We start from the raw sequence: 23,588 nt of genomic DNA, 5'->3' as shown, positions 1-23,588 counted from the left end.
TCCGATTTTTCAAAAGCGGAGGAATGTTTGTTTGATCCTGACCATTGACGTTGGAAACTCCAATATCGTGCTGGGCGGATGGAAAGGCGATGCGCTTACGTTTGTTTCCCGTATGAAGACCGACCGCGAGCGCATGCGTGACGACCATGCCGTCACGCTCAAGGGTGTGCTGGAGCTCAACGGCGTGCGTGTGGCGGAGGTGGAGGGCGCCATCCTCTCATCCGTGGTGCCGCAAGTGACCGGGTCGCTCGCCGGCGCGGTGGAAAAGCTGACCGGCAGGCGGGCGCTGGTGCTGGGCCCGGGGCTGAAGACCGGGCTGGATATCCGCATCGACAACCCGTCGCAGCTCGGGTCCGATATCGTGGCCGACGCGGTGGGCGCGTTGCAGAAATATTCCAAGCCCATCATCCTGTTCGATTTAGGTACCGCCACCACCATCGGTACCATCGACCGCGAGGGGCACTATCTTGGCGGCGTGATTTTCCCCGGCGTGCGGCTGGGGCTGGACGCACTTTCTGCCCGCACTGCGCAGCTGCCGCAGGTGGGACTGGAGCCCCCGCACAATGTTATCGGGCCGAATACCGTGGAAGCGATGAAGTCCGGCGCCGTTTACGGCACGGCCAGCTTTATGGACGGCATGGTGGCACGCATCGAGGCGCAGATGGGCGGAAAAGCGACCGTAGTCGCCACCGGCGGCATTGCGCACGAGATCGTACCGCACTGCCGCTGTGATGTGATCTATGACGCAGACCTGCTCTTGGAGGGGCTGCGCGCTATTTACCGCCGCAACTGCCCGATGAATCTGTAAAGCGCGCGGCCTGACAGCGTTTATGACGCCGTTTCTGGTAAATGCAGGATTTGCCGGGCGGCGTGTCATAAAAATACAGTTTGCGCTGCATCCTGTTAAGGAGCGGCAGCAAGGGGGAATTCTTTTTGGTAAACACGCGCAATACCGTCCGGCGTCTGGACAGGACGCGGCACATGGTGACACTTTCGCTCTTTTCGGCAATCATCGTCGTGCTGGCGTTCACACCGCTGGGCAGCATCCCACTTAGTCCCACCGTCGGCGCGACGACCGTGCACATTCCGGTGATCGTCGGGGCCATCCTGCTCGGCCCGTGGGACGGTTTGTTTCTCGGCGCGGTGATGGGTGTGGTCAGTCTGGTGCACAACACGATGATGCCAATGCCCATTTCGTTTGTATTCAGCCCGTTTCTGCCGCTTGGCAGTTGGAAGAGCGCGGTTATCGCCATCGTGCCGCGCATGTGCATCGGGCTGGCGGCGGCGCTGGTTTTCCGTCTGTTTTCCAAATGGGATAAAACCAGGCTGGGCGCGGGGATCGCGGCGGGTTTGGTCGGCTCCATCACAAATACCGTATTGGTGCTCGGCGGCATCTACTGGCTGTTCGGCGGCGCATATGCCGCGAAGATGAACATAGCCGCCGGCACGCTTGGCGGTGTGCTGATGGGCGTGGTGGCTACCAACGGTGTGCCCGAGGCCATCGTGGCCGCTGTGATTTCCACGGCGGCGGCCAAAGCCCTTTCCGGAGTGGGCAGGCGGCTGCATTGAGAATTTGAAAATCATATATCGCACCCGTTAAAAGGGAGTAGCATTTCCGCAAAATCAACATACCCGGCTTTACGCCTGGTTTTGCGGGCCCGGGCCTTGTTTGCAAGGCAAAAGGCAGTCAAGACTTTTAACATAATCCGCCCAGACGGCGACGGCATTATGTTAAGAGTCTTTTTCTATTTTCAGGCATTTGGCCGGACATTAAAGAGAAAGAGGAGGTACATCCATGGAAGAAGCGTTTGAAACGCTCTCCGCGGAGGAAACATTGCAGATGCTCTCGAGCCGCAGCGAGGGGCTGGACGCGGACGAGGCCCGTGCCAGGCTGGAGCGCGAGGGCCCCAATGTGCTGGCGGGCAAGCGCGGAAAGAGCCCGGTTCTTGTGTTCCTTTCGCAGTTCAACGATCCGCTCATCTACATTCTTCTGGCCGCGGGCATCATTTCCATTTTGCTGCACGAGGCGGCGGACAGCGTCATCATTTTTATCGTGGTGGCGGTCAACGCGGTCATCGGCTTCATTCAGCAGTCCCGCGCGGAAAAAGCCATGGAGGCCCTGCGCAAAATGGCCAGCCCCAAAGCGCTGGTGCGGCGCTCCGGTGCGGTGTCGGAAATCGACGCGGCCGGGCTGGTGCCCGGCGACGTGGTGGTGCTGGAAGCGGGAAGGCTGGTTCCGGCCGATCTGCGGTTGGTGGAGAGCGCCAACCTGAAGATCGAGGAATCGGCGCTGACCGGCGAATCGGTCGCCAGCGAGAAGGACGCGGATTTCCGGGCCGAACAGAGCCTGCCGGTGGGCGATCGCGCCAACATGGCGTATATGACCACACTGGTCAGCTACGGGCGCGGCGAGGGCGTGGTGACCGCGACCGGTATGCGCACCGAAATCGGCAAGATTGCCAAAATATTGGAAGACACCGGCGAGGAACTCACGCCGCTGCAAAAACGTCTGGCCGACCTCGGCAAGCTGCTCGGCGTGGCGGCTGTGGCGCTCTGCGCGCTGCTGTTCGTCACGGCGCTGGTGCAGCACCGCAATCTGCTCGAAATGCTGCTCACCGCCATTTCGCTGGCTGTGGCCGCCATCCCGGAGGGCCTGCCCACGGTGGTCACCATCGTGCTGGCGGCGGGCGTTTCCCGCATGGCAAAGGCGCGCTCCATCGTGCGGCGGCTGCCCGCCGTGGAAACGCTCGGCGCAGTCAACGTGGTCTGCACTGACAAGACCGGCACCCTCACGCAGAACCGCATGACCGTGACGGAGCAGCGCGCGGGCGCGGAGATGTTGTCGCCGGAAGAAGCGGACAAGCGCACCGCCGCGCGGTTTTATGAGGGCTTCTGCCTCTGCAACGACGCCTCCACCAAGGGCGGCGCGAAGGTGGGCGACCCAACCGAGATTGCGCTGCTCGATATGTGTGAAAAACGGGGCAAAACGCGCGAGGGGCTGGAGGAAACCTATCCCCGCGTGGAGGAGATTCCATTTGATTCCGACCGCAAGCGGATGACCACCGTCCACGATTACGGCGCCGGCGGCAGCATCGCCTACACCAAAGGCGCGCTCGACGGCATCCTCGCGCACACCGCGCGCATCCTCGACGGCGGCGCCGAACGCCCCATCACATCGGAGGACAAGGCGCTCATCACGGCCGCCGCGTCCGAAATGGCGCACCGCGCGCTGCGCGTGCTGGCGCTGGCCTGCCGCGGACGCGGAGAGCAGCCCCTGGAAGAGGGCATGGTGTTCGTCGGCATCGTGGGCATGATCGACCCGCCGCGTCCCGAGGTGCGCGACGCCGTGGCGGCCTGTGCGCACGCGGGCATCACCACGGTGATGATTACGGGGGACCACAAGGACACGGCGCTGGCCATTGCCAAAGACCTGCGTATCGCGCAGAGCGAAGACGCGGCCATCTCCGGCCACGAGTTGGACGTTATGTCCGCTGAAGAAATGCAAAAGCGCGTGAAGACGCTGCGCGTATTTGCCCGCGTTTCCCCGGAGAATAAGGTACAGATCGTGCAGGCGTTCAGGGCAAACGGCAACATCGTGTCCATGACGGGCGACGGCGTGAACGACGCGCCCTCGCTCAAATCCGCCGACATTGGCATCGCCATGGGTATCACCGGCACCGACGTAGCCAAGGGCGCGGCCGATATGATTCTCACCGACGACAATTTCGCCACCATTCGCCGCGCCATCGAGGAAGGCCGCAACATCTACAATAACATCAAAAAATCGGTACTCTATCTGCTGGCTTCCAATTTCGGCGAGATCATCACCATGCTGGTGGCGGTGCTGGCGGGCTTGCCCGCCCCGCTGACGGCGGCGCAGATTCTGTGGGTCAACCTCGTGACAGACTCGCTGCCCGGCCTTGCGCTGGGCGTGGACCCCGGCACTCCGGATGTGATGAACGAAAAGCCGCGCTCCCCGAAAGAAAGCCTGTTTGCGCATGGCGGCGTGGCCATGCTGCTGCTTTACGGCGCGATCATCGGCGGCGCGTCGCTTCTTGGGTATCTGGTGGGCTACCGGGAGGGCGCCGCCGCGCACGGCGCGGCCTACGGGCGCATCTTGGGCGGCACCCTTTGTGTGACGGTGCTGGCGGTTTCGCAGTTGTTCCACGCCATCGGCATGCGCAATGTGAACCGCTCGGTCTTCCGCATGAACCATCTTGAAAACCGTTTCATGATCTTTGCGTTTTTTGTGGGCCTGGCCCTGCAGGTAGCCATCGTGGAGATCCCCCCGCTGAACGTGTTCTTTTCCACCGCGCCGCTGGATGCGTCCCACTGGCTGCTGGCACTGGGCCTGTCCCTGCTGCCGCTGGCCGCGCATGAATGCATCGTGCTGGGCAAACGCATGGCCGGCGCGCGCCGATAAACGCAAAAAGCCGCGCCGTGGAAACGGCGCGGCTTTTTGGCGGAAACGGGCGGGACGGAATCATTGTAAAACAGGCGGGAGCAAAAGAGGCTGAAGCTGTTCGCCTTTGGCGGCTGCCTCCACCGTGGGCGGGATGAGGTCGAAATGTGCGACCATCGAGCGCGGCTTTTTTTCCACATTGTCCTGCCCGAAAGGCACGAAGTAAAAATCGCGGAGCGCCAGCAGCGTGCCGATGTTGCGTGCCGAAAGCCCCAGCGCGTCGTTGGTGGAGATAGCCAGCACCACCGGCCGCCCGTTGCGCAGGTGGGATTTGCAGGCCATGGTCACGGGCGTGTCGTTGACGCCGTTTGCCAGCTTGCCGATGGTGTTGCTGGTTGCGGGTGCGACAACAAGAAGGTCAAACATTTTTTTCGGCCCCACGGGTTCCACTTCCTGCATGGTGTGCAGGATGGCGCGGCCGGTGATCTCCTCGATCTGCCTGCGGAACGTTCCCGCTTCGCCGAAGCGGGTGTCCGACACATACGAGATGGGCGACAGGATGGGGACGACGGTGTGCCCGGCCTCAACAAGTTTCCCCATCTGCGGAATGACCTGTGAAAATGTGCAGAAAGACCCGGTGAGCGCAAACCCGACGGTCATGACAATCCCTCCTCTTCCAGAATGTGCAGCACGGTGTCCTTGATGATCTGCCCTGCGGTCTGGGGCGCCACCTTTCCCGGTAGGGAAAGCGCCCACACGGTTTTGACACCCAGCCGTTTGGCGGCGTTGAAATCCACGCCGCCGGGCTTGGAGGCCAGGTCGATGACCAGGCTGCCTTTTTTCAGGCGGGCGAGGATGTCGTCGGTCAGAATCAGCGCGGGAATGGTGTTGAACACCACGTCAAACGTGCCGGCCGACCCGGCCAGCTTTTCCAGGCGCAGCGGCGCGCAATCCAGTGTCTGCACCCAGGCGAGATCGTCGTAGCTGCGCGCACAGCCGGTCACATCGGCCCCCAGGCCGCGCAGCGCCCGGCAGAGCGTCCGCCCCACGCGTCCGAAACCCAGTACCAGGCAGCGCGCGCCGTGCAGGGTGAAGGGCAGTTCCTCAAATGCGATCTGGAGCGCGCCCTCTACGGTGGGCACGGTGTTGCGTACGGCCATTTCCTCGCGGGCGTAGTAGTCCACGGCGGTGAAGCCGCGCGTCTCGGCGGCTTGGAAGACGTCCGGCCGGAGCATGCCTCCGGTGACGAGCGTGCCGTTGCCCGCCGCGTCCCAGATGGTTCGCAGGGGGATGGGCGCGCGGGAAAACGGTGCGTTCACGTTTGCGCCGTCCACCGAGAACGGCAGCGGCAGGATGACGCAGAGCGCCCTGCTCACGGCCTCGGCGGCGCTTTTGACATGCAGCACGTCGGATGAGATGGGGACCTCCCGCTCAAACCCCACGGTGAGCACCGACAGGCCGTCGGCCGCGAGCAGGCCCGCCAGATGCGCCTGCCGCAGATCGCCGCCGACAACGGCGAATGTGATATCAGTAAACAATGGCATCGACCTCCCAAAACGGCCGGCCCATGCATAGGCGGCCGTTTTTGCGGCGCACCGGAAACCGGCCGGCCGCCGCACAGTGGCATATGTAAACAAACAGGTGTTCGGGCGTTGCCGGCAACGGTGTGCCACCCTGCCCCATAGTATGAAGAACGCGTCCGATGGGTGTCCCATGCGGGCGGGGCGGTTTGCAAAGCGGGCGGGGGGATGGTATAATGATTCGGTGGCGGCCGCATGGCTTTGCGGCTGCGTGCATGGCAGGCAGCCGGCTCCGCGAGGGGCCTTACGATAGATCAAAGGAGTGACCGTTTTTGGAGATCCTTCAGCAAAAGGATATGGACGCCTACCGGGCGTTCGTGCAGGCGCACCCCAAAGGACATTTCATGCAAAGCCCTGAATGGGGCCAGGTGAAAAACGACTGGAAATGGGAGGCCGTGGTGGAGAAAAATGCCGAAGGCGCCATCATCGGTTCTGTTGCGGTGCTCATCCGGCGGGTACCGGTGCTGCCGGTCAAGCTTATGTATGCGCCGCGCGGCCCGGTCTGCGATTTGCACGACCGTGACACGCTGGCCAAACTGATCGGCGGCGTGCGCGCGCTGGCCGTGAAGCACCATGCCTATCTGTTCAAGATCGACCCCGACATCCCGTCTTCCGACACGGCGTCCATCGAGAACATGAAGCGGCTCTCCTTCACATTGCACGATGGCGGCAAGAATTTTGACGGCATTCAGCCGCGGTTCGTTTTTCGGCTGAATATCGAGGGCAAGACAGAAGACGAAATTTTTGCGGGCTTCTCTTCCAAAACGCGGTATAACGTGCGGGTGGCCAGAAAGCACGGCGTGGAGGTGAAGGTCTGCGATAAGCAGGCGCTTTCCGAATTCGTGCCCATCATGCGCACCACCGGCCAGCGCGACGGGTTTGCCACCCGCCCGCAAAGTTATTTTGAGCGGATGCTCGATGCGTTCGGTGAGCACGCAAGACTGTATATGGCTTACCATGAGGGCAAGGCCATCGCGGGCACCATCGCCATCCGGTACGGTGACAAAACATGGTATCTCTATGGTGCGTCGGCCAACGAATACCGCAACTTCATGCCCAACTACCTGCTCCAGTGGGAAATGATCCGCTGGGCGCAGCAGACGGGCTGCCGCATCTATGATTTCCGCGGCGTATCCGGCGACTTAAGTCCCGATAACCCGCTCTATGGGCTCTACCGGTTCAAAAAAGGCTTCAACGGCGATTTCACGGAGTTTGCCGGGGAGTTCAACCTGGTACTCAACGCGCCTGCGGCGCTGGTGGTGGACAACGGCATCCGTCTCACCAAGACCCTTCGCCATCTAAAAAACCGCCGCCATGGCCGAAAATCCTAGTATAATTAACCAAAACATTACGAATGGTATACAGAAACAGATAAAAACAGGGAAGTGAATGCCATGTCAACGCTGGTGGTGCAGACCGGCCATATTCTCGCCAATCTCGAAGCCATGCGCAAGCATACGAACGTGCCGGTCATTCCCGTGCTCAAAGGCAATGCTTACGGGCTGGGTGATGTGGAGGTGGCGCGCCTGCTGCGGGAGAAGGCGGACGTGCACCTGTTTGCCGTTTCCCGTCTGGAAGAAGCGAAGCGGCTGAAAGAGGCGCTGCCGGACGAGGAAATTTTTCTGCTCTCGCCATACGGCACCGAAAAGGAAGCGGAGGAGATTGTGCGGCTGGGGCTGACCGCCACCGTCGGCTCTTATGGCAGCGCAGTGCTGCTCAACGGGTTGTCCGAAAAGGCGGGCACGCGCTGCCGGGTGCACTTGAAGTTCGACACGGGGCTTGGGCGTTCCGGATTTCTGCCCGAAGAAGCGGAAAAAGCCGTGCAGGCGGCCAAATATCTGAAGAATCTCGAGATCGCGGGCTGTTTCTCGCATTTTTCCAACAGTTTTGGTAAGGATGAAAAGGGCGTGCGCACGCAGCTCGACCGCCTCCAACATTGCGTGGCGGCGCTCAAAAACGCGGGCGTGGAGCCGGGTATGCTGCACATCGCCGCGTCCAATGCCGCCATCCTGTATCCTTCCGCGAGGCTGGATGCGGTGCGCTGCGGGTCGGCGCTGCTCGGGCGGGTGGGTGTGCGCAATAAGCTGGGCCTGCATAAGGTTGGGCGGCTGGAGTGCCCCATATCCGACGTGCGCTGGCTGCCCGCCGGGCATAATGTGGGCTATGGAAACACCTACACCACTAAAAAGCCTGCGCGCATCGCCACCATCCAGGCCGGTTATGCCGACGGCCTGTTTTTGCAGAAAATGCGGGATGCGTTCCGTACTCGCGATATTCTGCGCGACGGCTGGCACGATTTTCGGGCGCTGTTTCGCCGTCCGTCGCTGCACTGCACCATCAATGGGCAGCCGGCCCGTCTCCTTGGGCGGGTGGGCATGTGCACGGTGGTGGCCGATGTCAGCAATATCCAGTGCGGCGCGGGGGATATGGCGTCGTTCGATGTCAGCCCGCTGCTTGTGAACGCCAATGTCGAGCGCGTTTATCTCTGACGCGCCGCTGTATGCGGCGGTGCGCGCCTATGCGGATGCGCATCCGCTGCGTCTGCATACGCCCGGGCACGCGGGGCATACAGACGCGCTGGGCGGTGTGCTTGGTGCTCTGCCCGCGCTGGATGTGACCGAACTGCCCGGGACCGACAGCCTGTTCGAGGCGGACGGACCCATCCGCGCCGCCGAGGAAAAGGCCGCCGGGGCGTTCGGCGCGGCGCACACCCTGTTCAGCGCGGGCGGCGCCACGCTCTGCATCCAGGCCATGCTGCGACTGGTCTCGCGCGGAAAGGAACGCCGGGTCGTGCTGGCGCGCGGCGCGCACCGCAGTGCCATCCACGCGCTGGCGCTGCTCGACTTGGAACCGGTGTGGGTCTGGCCGGAGCCGCTTCCCGGCTCTGCGCTGCCCGGCGTGGTTTCGCCGCGGGCGGTGGAGCGCGCGCTGGACATATGCGGCGGAGCGGCGGCCGTGTATGTCACCAGCCCGGATTATTACGGCACGCTGGCCGACATCGCGGGGCTTGCCGCCGTCTGCCGGGAACATGGTGTGCCGCTGTTGGTGGACGGCGCGCACGGTACGCATCTGCACTATCTGGACGGCGGCGCGCGGCATCCGCTGGCGCAGGGCGCCGCGCTGGTCTGCGATTCCGCCCACAAGACATTGCCGGTGCTCACCGGCGGCGCGTATTTGCAAATCGCCGGGGGCTGGTTTTCCCGCGGCGAAGCCAAGGATGCGATGGCGCTGTTCGGTTCGAGCAGCCCGTCCTATCCCATCCTGCTCTCGCTCGACTTGGCGCGCGCCTGGGGCGAACAGCATGGCGCGCCTGCGTTTGCCGCCCTGCGCGTCAGGGTGGACGCGCTCTATGGCCGCCTTGCGCCGCTTGGCCTGCCGCCGCCGCCCGGCCCGCGCGACCCGGTACGTATCACACTGGACGTCGGGCGCATCGGGCTTTCGGGCGCGGAGGCCGCGATGTGGCTGCGCGCCCAGGGCGTTTCCATTGAGATGCATGACGACCGGCACATCGTGCTGTTGCCGTCCCCCCTGCACGGGGACGCGGATTTCGCTGCGCTCGGTGATGCGCTGGTCTCCTTCCCGGTAAAAGATGCCGTCCCGGCGGCTGCTGCGCCGGCTTTGGAGCATCCGTCGGCCGTCATGACGCCCGGCTCGGCGCTGCGCGCGCCTTGTGAACGCCTTCCGGTGGAGCAGGCGGCGGGCCGTGTGGCCGCTGAGGGGTGTTCGCCCTGCCCGCCCGGCATCCCGCTCGTCTGCCCGGGCGAACGGGTGAGCGCGTCTTTGGCGAAAACGCTCAAAACCTATGGCGTAAACCATCTGCATGTGATAAAATGAAACATACCATAGAGACACAGCGATGGGCCGGCGGAGGCTTTTCCGCCGCCGGCCGGCAAAGACAAGGGGGGATTTTGGATGAAACTGGTTCTGGCCATCGTCAGCAATGACGACAGCGGCACGGTTTCGCGCGCCCTGACCAAAGAGGGGTTTGCGGTGACCAAGCTGGCAACGACGGGCGGGTTCCTCATGGCGGGGAACACGACTCTGTTGATCGGCGTGGACGACGTGAAGGTGCAGCAGGTGATGGATATCGTTTCCGCACACAGCAAGAAGCGCACCCAGATCATGCCGTCGAACGCGTCTTACGGCGTGGGCATGTATTCATCCTTCCCCGTGGAGGTCACGGTGGGGGGCGCCACGGTGTTTGTGCTGGATGTGGAACGGTTTGAAAAGGTCTGAGCGCGATGCGTTTTTTGCAGTTTGCCGGAAATGCGCGCGCCAAGGCGCTTGCGGCGCAGGCGTTTGACAGCGGCCATGTTCCGCATGCGCTGCTGATCGACGGCCCCGCCGGTGCGGGCAAGCGCACGTTCGCGCGTATTCTCGCGCAGGCGGCCGTGTGCGGCGGTGAAGGCGAAAAGCCCTGCGGCGTCTGCCGGCAGTGCCGCAACGCGTTGGCGCTGCACCATCCCGACATCATCGAAGTGGAGGGCGGCAAAGGGCCGCGTTCGTTCCCCATCGAGGCGGTGAGGCAGGTGCGCGCTTCCGCGGCGGTGGGGCCGAATGACGCCTCGCGGAAAGTGTATATCCTCATCCATGTGCAGAACATGAGCGAGCAGGCGCAGAACGCGCTGCTCAAACTCATCGAGGAGCCGCCGCCTTACGCGCTGTTCCTGCTTACGTGCGACAGCCGCTTTCGCGTGCTGCCCACGGTGCGCTCGCGCTGCATGGAACTTTCGCTTGGACCGGTGGCGGAAGCCGAAGCGGCGGCCGCCCTGCGTGCGCAGGACGACGCCTTGTCCGAAGACGATGCGCTGGCCGCGGCGCGGATGGCGGGCGGCCTGATCGGGCAGGCCAGGCGGGGCCTGTACGACGGCAGTTTTGCCGCCTCCCGCGCGTTTTGTGAAGCGTTTGCGGCTGCGCTGGCGGGCAGCGCGCCCTATGCGTTTTTGCGGCTTTCGGGCACGCTGGAAAAGGACAAGGCGCTCGGCGATGCGGTGCTGGCCTTACTGCCGTTGCTGTTCCGTGACGCGCTGGCCCTGCGCGAAGGGTTGGCGACGGCGCTCTCTGGCTGCGCGGAGCAGGCAGGCCTGCTCTCCCGGTCCTGCACGCGCGCGGCGCTTTTCGCGCTTGCGCGGGAAGCCGAGACCGCCCGCACGGCGCTGGAAGGTTATGCCAACAAGCCGCTCTTGCTTACCGACCTCTTCGCACGGCTCTGGCAGATCAAGAATACCATCTGATGCTGACACCAAGTACTTTTGACGGATAAGGAGGACTGGCCATGAAACGAGAGCTGCCCGGCATCGTTTTGGGTGATATGGCCGGCACAGCGCTTTTTATCTGTTTGACGCTGGCTGTGAGGGCGCAGTTGAGCGCGGCCGCATGGGTCCTGCTTGCCGGTGTTCTTTTTTGTATGGGTTTTGGCAATGGCTTTTGTTTTCAGGCAAAAGCACCGGAAGAACCGGTAGCATACGGGCCCGGGCTGTAATTGGAGAATCAATATGACCGAAGTGATCGGCGTTCGTTTTAAGAACGTCGGAAAAATTTATTATTTCGACCCGGCGGACATCGATTTTGCCGCTGGCGACCATGTGATCGTGGAAACGTCGCGCGGCGTGGAATGCGGCGAGGTTGTCATGCCCCCGCGCGAGGTGGACGACGACTGCATTGTGCAGCCGCTTAAATGTGTGCTGCGCGCCGCCACGATGGAGGACCTCCAGCGCGTGCAGGAAAACATGCGGAAGGAAAAAGAGGCCTTCCGCATCTGCCTGAAAAAGATCGCGGAGCACGGCCTGGGCATGAAGCTGATCGACGTGGAATACACCTTTGACAACAACAAGGTGCTGTTCTATTTCACGGCGGACGGTCGGGTGGATTTCCGCGAACTGGTCAAGGATCTGGCGTCGGTTTTCCGCACGCGCATCGAACTGCGGCAGATCGGCGTGCGCGACGAGGCCAAGATGCTCGGTGGGCTGGGCGTATGCGGCAAGCCCTTCTGCTGCAGCACGTTTTTGGGCGATTTCCAGCCGGTTTCCATTAAGATGGCCAAGGAACAGGGGCTTTCGCTCAATCCCACCAAAATCTCCGGTACCTGCGGCCGCCTGATGTGCTGTCTCAAGTTTGAAGAAGAGGCCTACGAGGATCTCCTGCGCACCACGCCGCGAGCCGGTTCACCGGTGTATACACCGGAAGGGCGGGGCACGGTGGAGGATGTGCATCTGCTGACCGGCCAGTTGAAAATCCGGTTGGATAAAGACCCTGAAGCGCCGGCCAAATCGTTCCATAAAAGTGTGGTGAAACCGGTGAAAAACGGTGACGCTCGGCCGGACAGGCCCGAGAAAAAACGGCATAACCGTGAAAAGACGTGAAGTGGAGCCATATTTGCGGTATTATTTTATATAATATCTATACGATTTGTTTTTTTGTAATCTGTTTGCGGAAATCTTGCTTTTTTCTTTTTTCGTGGTACAATTATCGTGAAGTCTTATTAGGGAGGTGCAATACATGGCTTATAAAATTGGTTCGGAATGCATCAGCTGCGGCGCTTGCGCATCTGAATGCCCGGTGTCCTGCATTTCTGAGGGCGACGGCATCTATGTGATCGATGAAGCCACCTGCGTGGATTGCGGTACCTGTGCGACCGTTTGCCCCGTGGCGGCTCCGAAGCAGGCCTGATAGCTTTTGTCGGTTTGCGATTTACATCCAAAAACCTGCGCGTTGCGCAGGTTTCTTTTTTATGGAAGACGGGAATGCCGCCTACCGGCGGCGCCTGTATGAAAGGCGGACGCATGGATCGGTCGGAACCGCGCGCCGAGCCGCTTGGCGGCGGCGCCATCGCGTATGTGACGCAGACGCACGGGTTTGGCGCGGATGCGGTGCTGCTTGCGCATTTTGCCGCGCCGAAGCCGGGCGCGCGGTCGGCCGACCTGTGCAGCGGCTGCGGGATTGTTCCGCTGCTGTGGTGCCGGGATGATCCCGTCCGCGCGGTGGACGCGGTCGAGCTGCTGCCCGAGGCGGCGGAACTGGCGCGCCGCTCGGCGGAGGCGAACGGTTTTGCAAACCTGCGGGTGTTCGGGCAGGACCTGCGTACGCTGCCCGCCGCGTTTGCGGGGCAATATGATCTCGTGGCCTGCAATCCGCCGTACCGCCCGGTGGGCGCGGGACGGGAGAGTGCGGACACGGCACGTGAAACGGCGCGCGGAGAGGCCGGTTGCACATTGGAAGATGTGGCGCGCGCGGCGGCGCGCCTGCTGGCGGGCAAAGGGCGGTTCTGCCTGTGCCAGCGCCCGGCGCGGCTGGCGGAGTTGTTCGGCCTGCTCGCGGCCGCCCGGCTGGAGCCCAAACGCCTGCGGCTGGTGCAGCAGCGGGAAGACGCCGCCCCCTGGCTGGCGCTGGTGGAAGCGAGGAAGGACGCGCGCCCCGGCCTGCATGTGGAGCCGGTGCTGCTCTGTGAGCAGGGCGGCGTGGCCTCCGCCGCGTGGCGGGAACTCTACAAGCCGTTCTGCCCGTAATGCATGGGACGCAAATGGGCATGATGAAGAAAAAGGAGGGCTGGCATGGCCGGAACGCTTTATCTGGTGGGCACGCCCATCGGCAATCTGGGGGACTTTTCTCCACGCGCGGTGCAGACGCTTTCGGAAGTGGATTTCATTGCGGCGGAGGACACGCGGGTCACGCTGCGCCTGCTCAACCATTTTTCCATCAAAAAGCCGCTGCTCAGCTATTATGAGCACAACAAACGCGCGCGCGGCGGGGAGATTCTGCGCCGGCTGGAGGCGGGTGAGAACTGCGCGCTGGTGAGCGACGCGGGCATGCCGGCCATCTCCGACCCCGGCGAGGATATGGCCGCTCTCTGTGCGGAGCACGGCATCCCGGTTACGGTGGTGCCCGGCCCCTGCGCCGCCATCACCGCGCTGACGCTCTCCGGCCTGCCCGCGGGGCGGTTCTGCTTCGAGGGCTTTCTGAGTACGGGCAAAAAAAGCCGGCGGGAGCATCTGGCCGCTCTCGCCGGGGAAGAACGCACGATGATTTTTTATGAAGCGCCGCATAAGCTGCGCGCCACGCTGGCCGACCTGCGCGCGGCGTTCGGTGACGAGCGCCGCGTTGTGCTCGCGCGGGAACTGACCAAGCTGCATGAGGAAGTGCAGCGGATGACGCTTGCGGAGGCCGACGCCTATTACGCGCAGAACAATCCGCGCGGGGAATATGTGCTGCTGGTGGCGGGATGTCCGCCCGCCCCGGAGGAACCGGCGGAGGGCGGCATGGAGCGTGCCCGGGAGCTGGCGGCGGCCTATATGGAGCAGGGCCTGCCGCGCGTGGACGCGGTCAAGCGCGCGGCCAAAGAGACCGGCGTGCTTCGATCGGAACTGTATAAAGCCGTTCTCTAGAATTCAGGCGCGGCGTTCCAGGCCGGGTTCGCCGCTTTCCGTTTCGCGCCGCAGGCGTGCAAGCGTCATATGGATGGCGCGAAATGTTTTTTCCGCCATGGCATACACCATGCCGAGCGACGCGTTCTGCAGCATAAGAAACGGCGCCAGCCCGTTTTCGGCTGCGATGCCGGTGATGGACACGTCGCCCACCGGGGGCAGGTCTTTGCCCAGGCCGCTGCCGGGACGGACGGGAGCGCGCGCCATGCCGATATACCCCACATAGCTGGCGCTGCCCACGCTTGCGTCCACCGCGACGACCAGCGTGCGCGCCGTGTCGATCTGCGCGAGCGCGTCCGGCAGCGTGAGTGCGTGCACCGGTTTTTCAAAGGTGCCGAACAGGCGGAAACCGTTTTGCGGCATCCGTGAGAGCAGGTGCCCGGTGAGCGGGCCGTAGCTGTCGCCGGTGGAGCGGTCGGTGCCGATGCACACCACGGCGGTCTGGTCATACCGTTTGTCCACTTCGCGGATCAGCCGGTAGAGCGTGTCGTCCAGCTTCCACTGTACGAATCGCTCGCGTGTATCGAAATAAACCGTTTCCAACCCAAGCCCACCTTTTCGTGTCTGTTTTTTTGCGGCGCAGTAAGAGTATTGCCCAAAACCCCGCCCTTAATCCGGTGCGGACGGCGGGGCGCCCTGCCGTTTGCACTATGTAAGAAGCAAATACGCCAGCGCCATCATCAGATATTGGTCGCCGTGATCTTTGTAGAGCAGATAGATGATGAGCAGCAGCATGATCTGCTCGGTGTCGAGCGAGAGGTTGAACGGGAACCCTTTGGCACGTCCGGCGGACGGGGCGGCGTGTTCCGGCGGCGGCGCGTCTTCGGGAGCGGCTTGCCGCGCGTCTTCCTCGAAAGGTCCGGCGGCGTCCGGCTCCGGCGCGGACGGCGGCTCCTGCGGTTCGTGCTGCGGGGGAGAAGGCGGCTCAAGCGGCACGCCCGCGTCTTCCAGCGTGCGTCTGGCGCGCGCCTGCATGTCGCGCACCCGGCGGATGGCTTCCTGTTGCATCCTCAAAAAGTCCTGTTCGTTTTTTGGCTCCCTGTCCGCCATATCCTCACCTCACAGGAAATGCTGCTCGCGCAAAAAGGGCACCAGATGCACCAGCCGCAGCATGCGCACGGCTTCGTCCACGCGCTGCCTGCGCTGCTCGCTCAGGTTGGGCTTGAGCGCGATGAGAAACGCAATGCGGGGGTCGTCCTGCCGTACCAGCGACATGGCCTGCTGGAGCTTGACGAGCAGGCCGGGGTCGAACGGCAGGCCACCTGCCCCGTCCGCCGGAGCCTGCGGGGCAGCCTGCGCCGGCTGGCCGGCAGGTTCCGGAGCCGACTCCGCGGGCGCTGGCTGTGCGCCCGTGTTGTTTTCGCCGCCGGAGAGCATGCCCATCAGCTCCTGTATTTTGGACATGCTTTCGGGGTTGGAAAAAAGGGCGGACAGGGCGCTCGAAAGGTCGCTGTCAGCCATTTTTTCCTCCCCCCGTCAGGTCGTCGTAGAATTTCTTGGCCTGCGGGTTGTTTTTCACCAGGTCGTTCAACGCCTGCGGATCGTGCAGCGCCTGTTTGGCTTTTTCACCGCCCAGGCGGCCCAGCAGGTCCTGCGTGGCCTTTTTGTCCGAAAGGGTTGTTTTCAGCTTTTCCGGCGTGATGCCCAATTTTTTGCTCGCGATCTGGAGCAGACGCTCGATCTCCTCTTTGGTGGGTTTGCCGTTTTGGTTTGCCATGTGTGCGGCCTCCTTCCGTCCGCCCGTCGAGGGCGGCTGCGTTACAGTGTATGCGGGGTTTGACTGTAAAATGACTTTGTACTATTATTACCTTATGGCGGATGCCCCGGATGCGCCACAGACAGGCTGGATGGGGCACCGCAGGGGAGGGACGATATGGCGACGGAGCGTGCGGATGCGCTGAAAAAAACGATGCGCGGCCTGCTGCGCGGGCGGTTTGCGCGGGCCGGCCTGTTTTGCTTTGAGGAAATCGGTTCGACCAACGCGTTTTTAAAGGAACAGGCGAATGCCGAACCGGGCGAGGCCGTCGCGTTCGCGCTCTCGCAGACGGCGGGCGTGGGGCGGCGCGGCCACACGTTTTCCACCCGGCCCGGCGAGGCGCTGCATCTTTCCTTTTTGCTTCGCAATCTGCCGGAGCGTGGAGCGCCGGCTTCGCTCTCGGTGGGCCTGGCGGTGCAGCAGGCGCTGTTTGCGCTCTGCGGGGAAGGGTTTTCGCTCAAATGGCCCAACGACCCGCTGGCGGGCGGGCGGAAGGTGGGCGGCATCCTCTGCGAGGCTGTGCCGGGCGGCATCGTCTGCGGCATCGGCATCAACCTGCTTTTGTCCGCGCGATTCTTTGCGGAACAGAATCTGCCGAACGCGGTTTCCGTTCAAATGGTGACGGGGAGCGCGCCCGCGCCGGAGGTGCTTGCGGCGGCCATCGCGGAGAAACTGGAACTGGTCCTCGCCGCCGATGCGCACACCGTGCTGGCATCCTACGCGGCGCACTGTGCCACGCTGGGCGCGCAGGTGCGGGTGTTCGGCGCCGACGGCCGCGTGGTGCTGGAAGGCGTGGCCGAAAGCATCACGCCGCAGGGCGAGCTGATGGTGCGCACGGCCGACGGCCGCGTGGCGGTGCGTGCGGGCGAGGTTTCGGTGCGCGGGCAGAACGGTTATGTGTGACCGCCCGTGACCGGCCATTGTGTTATTTTTGATGTTATAATTTACAGAATAGATACCGAAAGGAAATCAACGACATGAAACTGGGAATCGTCGGCCTGCCCAATGTGGGCAAAAGCACCCTGTTCAACGCCATCACCAACGCGGGCGCGGAGTCTGCCAACTATCCGTTCTGCACCATCGAGCCCAATGTGGGCGTGGTGGCGGTACCGGACGAGCGGCTCAAGGTGCTCACCGATATGTATCACGCGGTCAAAACCACGCCCGCCGTGGTGGAGTTCGTGGATATCGCGGGGCTGGTGCGGGGCGCTTCCAAGGGTGAAGGGCTGGGCAACAAGTTTCTGTCCCACATCCGGGAGGTGGACGCCATCGTGCATGTCGTGCGCTGCTTCGAAGGCACGGATGTCATCCATGTGGAGGGCAGCGTGGACCCTGTGCGGGATATGGAGACCATCAACCTCGAGCTGATTTTTTCCGATCTGGAAATGGTGGAACGTCGGTTGGACAAGGACAAAAAGCTGCTCAAGGGCGATAAAAAATACGAGTCGGAGATCGTTCTGCTCGAGCGGGTGAAAGCCGCGCTGGAAAGCGGCCTGCCCGCGCGTTCGGTGGAGCGCACGCCGGAGGATGACGCGGTGCTGGCCACCGTGGCGCTGCTTTCGGAGAAGCCGGTGATTTACGCCGCCAACCTCAGCGAGGAGGATTTCAAGGCCGGCTATGAGAAGAACCCGCATTTCACCCGTCTGCGCGCCCAGGCGGAAAAGGAGGGCGCGGGCGTGCTGCCCATCTGCGCCAAGATTGAGGAAGAACTTTCTTCAATGGATGAGGAAGAAAAGGACCTGTTTCTGGCCGACCTGGGGCTGGAGCAGTCGGGGCTTGACCGCCTGATCCGCGAGAGCTACGCGCTGCTGGGGCTGATCTCCTATCTCACGGCGGGCGAGCCGGAGGTGCGTGCGTGGACCATCACACGCGGCACCAAGGCGCCGCAGGCGGCGGGCAAGATCCACACCGATTTCGAGCGGGGGTTCATTCGCGCGGAAGTGGTGGCATATGACGACCTTGTGCGCTGCGGCAGCCTGGCAGCGGCGCGCGAAAAGGGCTTGCTGCGCAGCGAGGGCAAGGAATATGTGATGCAGGACGGCGATGTGGTGCTTTTCCGTTTCAATGTGTGAGCGCGCTGCCCGCCGTCCGGATGATTCCGCATGATGAGGACAGACGGATATGGAAAAACTGACTTTTACCATGGAAAATTATCTGGAAGCCATCTATGAGCTTTCTGAAAACGGCGCAGGCGCGCGCCTTTCCGACATCGCCCGGCGATTGGGCGTGACCAAAGCGAGCGCCAACAGCGCGATGGCGACCCTTGCGCAAAAGGGCCTGATCGTCAACGAAAAATACAGGGAGATCTTCCTGACGCAGGAGGGAAGGGAAAAAGCGGCGGCCACCTCCGGAAAGCACCATACCATCCGGCGCTTTTTCGTCGATGTACTGCGGATCGATCCGGTGGTTGCCGACGAAGATGCCTGTGCCATCGAGCATGTCATCAGCGCGGAATCCGTGGCGGCCATGCAGGCTTTTATGCACAGGCAGGCGGCCGGGGAGACCGGCGAGCGAGAAAGATAGTGCATAAAACGAACGCATATATGGAGCCGGACCGCGGGGAGACTTCAAAGCTCCCCGCGGTCTTTGTATCCGGGCCTGTTCACTTTTTGTCCGTGCGCGGAATAGACTGTACCGTGCGTGTTACGCAACAATATTCAATAAAGTGAGGCATACATAATGGGCACATTTGAACCATATGCAGAGGGAAAATACCAGTCCGCTGCACAGGTGGCGAAATCCGCGCATGACCTGTATGTGCAGCCCGTTTCATCCGCCGCGCCGGTCGGCTCCATGTCCGCGGCGACGCAGAGCGGCATGATGCGGAGCGGCTCCATGACCGTGTCTCAGACCATGCCGGCTGCACAGAGCGGTATGATGCAGGGCAATGCGATGGCGGGCAACACAATGACGGGCGGCATGATGCAGGACGGCATGATGCAGAGCAACGCGATGGCGGGCAGCATGATGACGGGCCGCATGTGTATCTCTACGCGCAATCTGCTCCGCGGCCGTGTGGCGAGCATCACGCCGGGCGCTGTCAACACCATCGTTGCGGTTACGCTGCCTGGCGGGCAGACTGTCACGGCTTGCATCACGATGGATGCCGTGCGCGATATGGGGCTGCGTGTCGGTTCCCAGGTGACCGTCGTCATCAATCCCAACGATGTGCTGCTGGTCTGCTGATACGGTTCCGGTACCCTGTGCGCCCCTCCGGCGGAAAGCCGGAGGGGCGTTTTTCTGGTTTACTTTTTTGATAAAATATGTTATAAAGATTAAGGCATGCAGAAAAAGATCGAGAGAACGTCGTTTCTGCGTTGTGAATTTGGACGGTGTGCGAATGACAGACGCCATCGGGAGAAAAGGTTGTAAGCTGTGATATGAAAAATGTCGTGATCATTGGGGCGGGACCTGCAGGGTTGTCCGCGGCGGATACCCTGCTGAAAGATGCCGGAGTGCGCGTGACCATTTTTGAGGAAACCTCAGAGATCGGCGGAATCTCCCGCACAGTCAACTACAACGGGAACCGGATGGATATCGGCGGGCACCGTTTTTTTTCCAAAAGCGACAAAGTGGTCGATTTCTGGAAAGAACTGATGCCGGTTCAGGGCGCACCGGCGCTGGACGATAAGCTCCTAGGCCGTGAGAAGCCGCTGGAACAGGGCGGGCCGGACCCTGAAAAAGACGAACGCGTGATGCTGGTGCGGCAGCGCGTATCGCGCATTTTTTACCTGAAAAAGTTTTTTGACTATCCCATTTCACTGAAATTCCAGACGTTTGCAAACATGGGCCTTGCGCGCACCATCCGGGCGGGATTCGGCTATATGGCCAGCGCTATGCACAAGCGTGAAGAAAAGACGCTGCAGGATTTCATGATTAACCGCTTCGGCAAGCCGCTCTATGAGATGTTTTTCGAGGATTACACCGAGAAGGTCTGGGGGCGCAATCCCCGGGATATCTCGGCGGACTGGGGATCGCAGCGCATCAAGGGTCTTTCGCTCTCCAAAGCGGTGATGGCGTTCCTGAAAAAGACGTTTTCCGGCGGAGACGCAGACCAGAAGAAGACAGAGACCTCTCTGATCGAGCAATTCCTTTATCCCAAGCTCGGCCCCGGCCAGCTTTATGAAACGCTGGCCGACCGCGTGCGGGAAAAAGGCGGCGATATCATGATGCAGACCAAAGTGACCGGCATTCACATCGAAAACGGCAAAGTCGTGTCGGTGCAGGTGGAGCAGGCGGGCGAAACCCGCACCGTGCCCTGCGACGCGGTGGTGTCGTCCATGCCCATCAAAGACCTGATGGAGATCATCGACGCGGACAAGCCGCAGGATGTGGCGCACATCGCCGCCGAACTGCCGTACCGCGATTTCATCACCGTGGGCCTGTTGGTCAAGAAACTGAAACTGGAGAACCAGACCGATATCAAGACCATCTCCAACATCGTGCCGGATTGCTGGATCTATATGCAGGAGCGCGAAGTGAAGGTGGGGCGCCTGCAAATCTTCAACAACTGGTCGCCGTATCTGGTGAAGGACCTGCAGGATACCGTCTGGATTGGCATGGAATATTTTGCTAACGAAGGCGACGAACTCTGGACAATGGAAGATCAGGCGTTCATTGATTTCGCCATCGACGAACTGGTGAAGGTTGACGTTATCAACCGGGCAGACGTGCTGGATTCCGTGCGTGTCCGCGTGAAAAAGGCGTATCCCGCCTATTTCGGTGTTTACAAGGATTTCCCGAAACTGCGCGCGTATCTGGACACGTTCTCGAACCTGTACTGTGTGGGACGCAACGGCCAGCACCGCTACAACAATATGGACCATTCGATGATGACAGGTTTCGAAGCGGCTGACCTTATCCTCAAAGGCAGCACCGACAAATCCACACTCTGGAACATCAATACCGAGGAAACCTACCACGAGCAGGGCAAAAAAGAGTCCTGACAGTCCTCTCCTTGCCAAATCGCCGGCGGTGTGCTACACTGTGCGGGCGCCTTTTTCCGGGGCGCGAACGTCGATTTGCGAAAGGATGGCAAAGATGGAACTCGAAGAAAAACAAGCGCTGACATGGGAAGCGTTCGTACAGGGCCCGGTGGTCAATTTTTTCAGTGAATACGGTCTGGAAAAACTCACGGTGGACGACGGGAACGGCAACAAAGCCAAACTCGCCAAACTAAAGGACTGCGGGATCAAGATCGAAAGCAGTTCCACCACCACGATTTGACATATGCCATCGGGTCATTCACATACAGGGCTGCCGCTTTTGCGGCGGCCCTGTTCGTTTGTGCAGGCGGTGCAGGGCCATCCTGAGCACAAACGCGGGCCGTGCCCGCCCGTCAGGATTGCGGGACGGCGGGGTAACCAAGTTTGGGGGCCAGGCTGTCGGCAATCGATTTGAAAACAGGCCCGGCGTCGGTGCCGCCCGCCGTACCGTTCTGCATCATGGCCACGATGACATAGCGCGGGTTTTCGGCCGGATAAAAGCCCGCAAACCATGTTTGGTTCATGGCTTTTCCGTTTTCCACCCAGCCGGTCTGCGCGGTGGATGTTTTGCCGCCCGCGCCGCCGTAGGTTGGTGCGGCAGGGCGGCCGGTGCCTTCCTGCACGGTGGTGATGAGAAATTGCTGTAATTGTTTGGCGGTGGACACGGAAAAGACGCGGTCGGGTGTGGCGTTGGGATAGGTTTTGGTAACCTGCCGGTTTTTGTCCACGCTGGCTTTCACCAGCCGCGGCATGGGCAGCAGGCCGTCCGCTGCCACAGCACTGACCATCCGGGCCACCTGGATCGGGGTCGCCATCAGGGTGCCCTGCCCGATGGAGAAGTTGGCCAGCGCGGCGGGAACGCCCAGCTCGCTGTTGCCCGGCAGATTGCCGGCGGACGGCAGCAGGCCCGGCGCAAGCTCATACGTGTGCCCAAAGCCCAGGCGCTGCGCCATATTCAGCACGGTGTCCGCACCGAGCTTCTGCCCCAAGGTGATGTAATAGACGTTGCTGGAATTGGCCATGCCGGTCGCCATATCCAGCAAACCGTATCCCGATGTGTTTTCATCGTGGAACAGGCGCCCCGCCACCAGCATGGAGCCGTTGTCCTGCACGGAAAAAGCGGGGGAAACCCCCGACTCCAGCGCCGCGGCCGCTACGTTGATCTTAAACACCGAGCCCACGTTGAACGAGGTGAACGCGCGGTTGAGCATGGGTGAATTGGCGCCGTTGAGCGCCGCCGCCAGATTGTTCTGGTTGAAAGACGGGTTGCTCACACTGGCGAGGATGTCGCCGGTCTTCGGGTCCATGACCACCACCGCGCCGATTTTCAGATATTTGTCGGCTGCTTTTTGCGCGGCCTGCTGGATATCGCGGTCGATGGTGAGCACGATGCCGCCCGTGTGGCTGTCGCCCTCCCGGTGGATTTCCGGGGAAAGCCCGGTGAGTGCGCGGCCGGTCGCGTCCACCGGAAAATCCGCAAGGATGGTTTGCGTATTCTGTGCAAGCAGGGTGTTGTATGCCTTTTCCAGTCCGGCCGCGCCGTTGCCGCTGCTGTCCAGATACCCGATGAGCTGCGGGGCGATGTCGCTGCCGCTGTAGCGCTGGTCCATCTGCACGATCTGCACGCCGGGCGTTTTGATGTTCGGTGTGTTGACACGGATGCTGAAGGGCAGACGCTCCCCCAGTTTTTTCTCCAGATCGTTCCAATCCGCCACGTGTGGGGAAAGTGCGGCGAGCTGTACGCCCGGATTCTTCTGCGGGCGCACCACCGCGATGTAGGCCGATTGCGTATTGACGAGCGGATTCATGTCGGTGTCATAAATAGTGCCGCGTTCCACGCCCAGTTTCAGGCTGTAGCTGCCGTGCGTCTGCGCCGCCTGGGAGATGGCGCCTCCCGGTTGGGTGAGACGTACCAGCCGCACGATGAGCAGCCCGAACAGCGCGACGAACACAACAAACAGCCCAACCAGACGTTTGGATCTCATGCGAACCTCCGTGTAGAATCAGATGATTTTGTTCCAGAAGTTATTTTTGGAACCATGACGAAATGGTGCTTTTCACGCTTTCCAGAAGTTCAAGCGTTTTGAATTTGACCTCGATCTGCGGCTGACTGCCGTGCGTGACGGTATTGCTTTCGGAGGGGGTCAGATTTTCCTCCAGTTTTTCCTCACCCTCGGCGGAAGGCAGGCAGAGCGGCGGGAACAGCACGCACCACCAGTTGTGCCCTTTCGCGGCGCCGATGGTGATACGCAGTGCGTCATAATCGCCGGCGGGCAGCGTGACATTGCCATAGACGCGGGTGTTGAAATACATGTGTACAACCTGTGCCTTCACCGGATAAGTATACCCTTCGCGGCGGATTTCATCCTGTGCGATGGTTTCGATCTGCGGCAGGTCGGCGCGTGCTTCTTGAATTACTTGTGCCTTATTGTCCGCGCTCTGGAA

Annotated in this window: 27 protein-coding genes (1 of these 27 only partly in view); 19 read left to right on the top strand and 8 right to left on the bottom strand. The window is 61.8% G+C overall.

Features of this window, described 5'->3' with window-relative positions; genetic code table 11:
• Positions 1–31: 31 nt before the first annotated feature.
• The 3 genes from ETHHA_RS11010 (at position 32) to ETHHA_RS10995 (ending at position 4,423) form a co-directional block, all read left to right on the top strand.
• Positions 32–808: a type III pantothenate kinase gene (locus ETHHA_RS11010; RefSeq protein ID WP_013486045.1), complete on the top strand. Its 777-nt coding sequence runs from the start codon at positions 32–34 to the stop codon at positions 806–808.
• Between the two features lie 125 nt (positions 809–933).
• A complete protein-coding gene (locus ETHHA_RS11000; RefSeq protein WP_013486044.1) occupies positions 934–1,569 on the top strand; it encodes an ECF transporter S component in 636 nt (211 codons plus the stop codon).
• A 226-nt stretch (positions 1,570–1,795) separates the two neighbouring features.
• On the top strand, positions 1,796–4,423 hold the full coding sequence (locus ETHHA_RS10995; protein ID WP_013486043.1) for a cation-translocating P-type ATPase: 2,628 nt from the start codon (positions 1,796–1,798) through the stop codon (positions 4,421–4,423).
• A gap of 60 nt (positions 4,424–4,483) precedes the next feature.
• Here ETHHA_RS10995 and ETHHA_RS10990 read toward each other — a convergent pair whose 3' ends face one another.
• On the bottom strand, positions 4,484–5,062 hold the full coding sequence (locus ETHHA_RS10990) for a dipicolinate synthase subunit B (RefSeq protein WP_013486042.1): 579 nt from the start codon (positions 5,060–5,062) through the stop codon (positions 4,484–4,486).
• Positions 5,059–5,940 (bottom strand): dipicolinate synthase subunit DpsA, encoded by an 882-nt coding sequence (dpsA, locus tag ETHHA_RS10985; protein WP_013486041.1) that lies wholly within the window; start codon positions 5,938–5,940, stop codon positions 5,059–5,061. Before dpsA ends, ETHHA_RS10990 begins: the two co-directional genes overlap by 4 nt.
• Before the next feature lie 314 nt (positions 5,941–6,254).
• Between dpsA and ETHHA_RS10980 the strand changes: the two genes are divergently transcribed.
• From ETHHA_RS10980 to rsmI, 10 genes are all read left to right on the top strand, one after another.
• Positions 6,255–7,313 (top strand): lipid II:glycine glycyltransferase FemX, encoded by a 1,059-nt coding sequence (locus tag ETHHA_RS10980; RefSeq protein WP_013486040.1) that lies wholly within the window; start codon positions 6,255–6,257, stop codon positions 7,311–7,313.
• 63 nt (positions 7,314–7,376) lie between these two features.
• On the top strand, positions 7,377–8,471 hold the full coding sequence (alr, locus tag ETHHA_RS10975; protein ID WP_013486039.1) for an alanine racemase: 1,095 nt from the start codon (positions 7,377–7,379) through the stop codon (positions 8,469–8,471).
• The gene (locus ETHHA_RS10970; protein ID WP_013486038.1) at positions 8,449–9,816 is read left to right on the top strand and encodes an aminotransferase class I/II-fold pyridoxal phosphate-dependent enzyme; all 1,368 of its coding nucleotides are present in this window, start codon (positions 8,449–8,451) and stop codon (positions 9,814–9,816) included. Before alr ends, ETHHA_RS10970 begins: the two co-directional genes overlap by 23 nt.
• 78 nt (positions 9,817–9,894) lie before the next feature.
• The gene (locus ETHHA_RS10965) at positions 9,895–10,218 is read left to right on the top strand and encodes a cyclic-di-AMP receptor (RefSeq protein WP_013486037.1); all 324 of its coding nucleotides are present in this window, start codon (positions 9,895–9,897) and stop codon (positions 10,216–10,218) included.
• 5 nt (positions 10,219–10,223) lie between these two features.
• Positions 10,224–11,216 (top strand): DNA polymerase III subunit, encoded by a 993-nt coding sequence (locus tag ETHHA_RS10960; protein ID WP_013486036.1) that lies wholly within the window; start codon positions 10,224–10,226, stop codon positions 11,214–11,216.
• Between the two features lie 41 nt (positions 11,217–11,257).
• Complete coding sequence (locus ETHHA_RS10955; protein WP_013486035.1) at positions 11,258–11,464, top strand: hypothetical protein; 207 nt, start codon at positions 11,258–11,260, stop codon at positions 11,462–11,464.
• A 13-nt stretch (positions 11,465–11,477) separates the two neighbouring features.
• Positions 11,478–12,344, top strand: a complete 867-nt coding sequence (locus tag ETHHA_RS10950; protein ID WP_013486034.1) for a PSP1 domain-containing protein — start codon at positions 11,478–11,480, stop codon at positions 12,342–12,344.
• A 136-nt stretch (positions 12,345–12,480) separates the two neighbouring features.
• Positions 12,481–12,651 carry a DUF362 domain-containing protein gene (locus tag ETHHA_RS10945; RefSeq protein ID WP_013486033.1) on the top strand — a complete coding sequence of 57 codons (171 nt, stop codon included), beginning with the start codon at positions 12,481–12,483 and terminating at the stop codon, positions 12,649–12,651.
• A gap of 113 nt (positions 12,652–12,764) precedes the next feature.
• Positions 12,765–13,487 (top strand): tRNA1(Val) (adenine(37)-N6)-methyltransferase, encoded by a 723-nt coding sequence (locus ETHHA_RS10940; protein WP_013486032.1) that lies wholly within the window; start codon positions 12,765–12,767, stop codon positions 13,485–13,487.
• 45 nt (positions 13,488–13,532) lie between these two features.
• The gene (rsmI, locus tag ETHHA_RS10935; protein ID WP_013486031.1) at positions 13,533–14,363 is read left to right on the top strand and encodes a 16S rRNA (cytidine(1402)-2'-O)-methyltransferase; all 831 of its coding nucleotides are present in this window, start codon (positions 13,533–13,535) and stop codon (positions 14,361–14,363) included.
• A gap of 3 nt (positions 14,364–14,366) precedes the next feature.
• Here the strand turns inward: rsmI and yyaC are convergent, their stop codons facing one another.
• The 4 genes from yyaC to ETHHA_RS10915 all read right to left on the bottom strand — a co-directional run bounded on the left by yyaC (position 14,367) and on the right by ETHHA_RS10915 (position 16,119).
• Positions 14,367–14,945, bottom strand: coding sequence for a spore protease YyaC (gene yyaC, locus ETHHA_RS10930; RefSeq protein WP_013486030.1), 579 nt, complete (start codon positions 14,943–14,945; stop codon positions 14,367–14,369).
• A 105-nt stretch (positions 14,946–15,050) separates the two neighbouring features.
• Positions 15,051–15,452, bottom strand: coding sequence for a hypothetical protein (locus ETHHA_RS10925; RefSeq protein ID WP_013486029.1), 402 nt, complete (start codon positions 15,450–15,452; stop codon positions 15,051–15,053).
• Between the two features lie 9 nt (positions 15,453–15,461).
• Entirely contained in the window at positions 15,462–15,863 is a 402-nt protein-coding gene (locus ETHHA_RS10920; protein WP_013486028.1) for a hypothetical protein, read from the bottom strand.
• Positions 15,856–16,119 (bottom strand): hypothetical protein, encoded by a 264-nt coding sequence (locus ETHHA_RS10915; protein ID WP_013486027.1) that lies wholly within the window; start codon positions 16,117–16,119, stop codon positions 15,856–15,858. Before ETHHA_RS10915 ends, ETHHA_RS10920 begins: the two co-directional genes overlap by 8 nt.
• A 156-nt stretch (positions 16,120–16,275) precedes the next feature.
• Between ETHHA_RS10915 and ETHHA_RS10910 the strand changes: the two genes are divergently transcribed.
• The 6 genes from ETHHA_RS10910 (at position 16,276) to ETHHA_RS10885 (ending at position 21,384) form a co-directional block, all read left to right on the top strand.
• Positions 16,276–17,061, top strand: coding sequence for a biotin--[acetyl-CoA-carboxylase] ligase (locus ETHHA_RS10910; protein WP_013486026.1), 786 nt, complete (start codon positions 16,276–16,278; stop codon positions 17,059–17,061).
• A gap of 74 nt (positions 17,062–17,135) precedes the next feature.
• On the top strand, positions 17,136–18,230 hold the full coding sequence (ychF, locus tag ETHHA_RS10905; protein ID WP_013486025.1) for a redox-regulated ATPase YchF: 1,095 nt from the start codon (positions 17,136–17,138) through the stop codon (positions 18,228–18,230).
• 49 nt (positions 18,231–18,279) lie between these two features.
• Positions 18,280–18,681, top strand: a complete 402-nt coding sequence (locus ETHHA_RS10900; RefSeq protein ID WP_013486024.1) for a metal-dependent transcriptional regulator — start codon at positions 18,280–18,282, stop codon at positions 18,679–18,681.
• A gap of 156 nt (positions 18,682–18,837) precedes the next feature.
• Positions 18,838–19,344, top strand: a complete 507-nt coding sequence (locus ETHHA_RS15930; protein WP_013486023.1) for a TOBE domain-containing protein — start codon at positions 18,838–18,840, stop codon at positions 19,342–19,344.
• Between the two features lie 194 nt (positions 19,345–19,538).
• On the top strand, positions 19,539–21,104 hold the full coding sequence (locus ETHHA_RS10890) for an NAD(P)/FAD-dependent oxidoreductase (RefSeq protein ID WP_013486022.1): 1,566 nt from the start codon (positions 19,539–19,541) through the stop codon (positions 21,102–21,104).
• A gap of 94 nt (positions 21,105–21,198) precedes the next feature.
• Positions 21,199–21,384 carry a hypothetical protein gene (locus tag ETHHA_RS10885; RefSeq protein WP_013486021.1) on the top strand — a complete coding sequence of 62 codons (186 nt, stop codon included), beginning with the start codon at positions 21,199–21,201 and terminating at the stop codon, positions 21,382–21,384.
• Positions 21,385–21,496: 112 nt separating this feature from the next.
• On the opposite strand, the gene ETHHA_RS10880 is transcribed toward ETHHA_RS10885, so the two are convergent.
• Positions 21,497–23,128, bottom strand: coding sequence for a peptidoglycan D,D-transpeptidase FtsI family protein (locus ETHHA_RS10880; protein WP_013486020.1), 1,632 nt, complete (start codon positions 23,126–23,128; stop codon positions 21,497–21,499).
• A 40-nt stretch (positions 23,129–23,168) separates the two neighbouring features.
• Positions 23,169–23,588: the 3' portion of a stage II sporulation protein R gene (spoIIR, locus tag ETHHA_RS10875; RefSeq protein ID WP_013486019.1), read on the bottom strand. The gene runs 210 nt beyond the window's last position; only the last 420 of its 630 coding nucleotides appear in the window; its start codon lies beyond the right edge, outside the window — the gene reads right to left on this strand; the stop codon is at positions 23,169–23,171.

This window comes from Ethanoligenens harbinense YUAN-3 (genome assembly GCF_000178115.2).
Lineage (GTDB): Bacteria > Bacillota > Clostridia > Oscillospirales > Ethanoligenentaceae > Ethanoligenens > Ethanoligenens harbinense.
This window is presented reverse-complemented; position numbering and strand designations above follow the sequence as displayed.